The 1,011-nt window shown below is 64.5% G+C and carries 1 protein-coding gene and 1 pseudogene; both read right to left on the reverse strand.

Annotated features, from left to right (window positions below; genetic code table 11):
* A pseudogene (locus JCM12296_RS35135) lies at positions 1 to 216 on the reverse strand (hypothetical protein); the annotation flags it as partial.
* A partial coding sequence (locus tag JCM12296_RS35140; RefSeq protein WP_172684280.1) for a peptidase U32 family protein occupies positions 213 to 1,011 on the reverse strand: 799 nt, incomplete at its 5' end. The pseudogene JCM12296_RS35135 and the gene JCM12296_RS35140, both read right to left, overlap by 4 nt.

Consider the following 1,011-nt stretch of genomic DNA (forward strand, 5'->3'; position numbering starts at 1 on the left):
CCAGGGGCGGATCGACCGCCGCCTGGACCGTTTCGACCAAAAGGTCATCCGTTCGGCCGGCCGACGCGAAAGGGGCCCGCTGTTGATGTCGATGGCATCGGCACCGGCGTTCTTGCAGCGCAGGGCCATGTCCCGGATGGGCGCGGGATCGAGCCGCTCCACGGCCTGGGCGATGATGGGACGGGTGATGCGCAGGTTGTCGGCAACGATGATCATGCTGGTTTTCTCCCGGATTCGTCCATCGGGCAGCGGATCAGGTCGAGGCGCTGCGGCGGCGTGTTCAGATACAGGGTCACCCGGCTGCCGGGTTGGGCCGGTGAACGGCGGGCGCCGTGTTTATCGATGATTTTCCGGATGCGGTCCGGCCGTGTCGGCACGCCCGGGGAGAGCACGTCCACGGCCGCGTTTTCGAAAATGCGGTTCTTGACCAATACCTCGGCGCCGCCGTCCGCGGTCAGGCCGGTGACTTTGGCCACGAACCGGTACCCGGGATGGATCCGGTTGGCCGTATTGGCCTCGGTCTGGCGAGGATCGCCGAAGTAGAACCCGGTGCAGTAACCCCGGTGGCTGATGGCGGCCAGTTCGCTCAACCAGTACGGCCGGACCGTGTAGCCTTCCGGATCGCGATACCAGGCGTCGATGGCTTCCCGATAGATCTTGACCACGCCGGCCAGGTAGTGAATGCTTTTCATGCGGCCTTCGATTTTAAAGGAAGCGATGCCGGCGGCGATCATCTCCGGCAGGTGCTCGATCATGCAAAGATCCCGAGAATTGAAAATATAGCTGCCGCGTTCATCCTCGGCAATGGGAAAGTACTGCCCGGGGCGGGTCTCTTCCACCACCGCGTAGTTGAAGCGGCAGGGTTGGCAGCACAGGCCGCGATTGCTTTCCCGCCGGGCCATGAAACCCGACATGAGGCAGCGGCCCGAGTAGGCCATGCACATGGCGCCGTGGACGAATGCCTCCACGGCGATGCCGCCGGCCGCCGCCAGGGTCCGGATTTCGGCAAGC

The sequence above is a fragment of the Desulfosarcina cetonica JCM 12296 genome (genome assembly GCF_001311845.1).
GTDB lineage: Bacteria > Desulfobacterota > Desulfobacteria > Desulfobacterales > Desulfosarcinaceae > Desulfosarcina > Desulfosarcina cetonica.